Genomic DNA, 466 nt, shown 5'->3' with positions numbered 1-466 from the left:
GCCCGCACCCAGGCCATCCGACTGCTCGAGGACGGCCGGATCGAGGAACTCGCAGCCCTGCTCGACGGCGCAGGCGAAGACGATCAGACGTTTGCGGTGCTGACCAAGCTTGCGGCGCAACACAATCAACAACGCTCGACGCAGTCCATCGCGGACGACCGTTACGAGTTCCGATGGGAAAAGGCGGTCACCCCCCTCTCCGGCGCGGAAGCCGGGGACAGTTCCTGGATCCTCATCGGCGACGAGTCCGAAGCCCTCAAGCCTCTGGTGGACACCCTTACCGCGCGTGGGCAGCAGTATCGATTCCTCCAGTTGCCCGCCTCCGACGCGGACGAGGTGCAACTCGCAGCGACGTTGCGCGCCGCGGCAGCCGGTGATTCGACGCTGCGCATCGTGCACGTCGCCGCACTCGACTCCGGCGCCACCCCCTCGATGCGATCACTGCTGCGGATGCAACACCAGGTCC

General features: G+C 66.5%; 1 protein-coding gene. It reads left to right on the top strand.

Annotated elements, in window-relative coordinates:
• Positions 1 to 466, top strand: a 466-nt coding sequence (locus tag RM844_RS32505; RefSeq protein WP_311671038.1) for a hypothetical protein, incomplete at both ends; no start/stop codon positions are given.

This window comes from Streptomyces chisholmiae, assembly GCF_031845445.1.
Taxonomy (GTDB): Bacteria; Actinomycetota; Actinomycetes; order Streptomycetales; family Streptomycetaceae; genus Streptomyces; species Streptomyces chisholmiae.
Note: the sequence above shows the minus strand (reverse complement) of the source record. Positions and strands in the feature narration are given on the sequence as shown.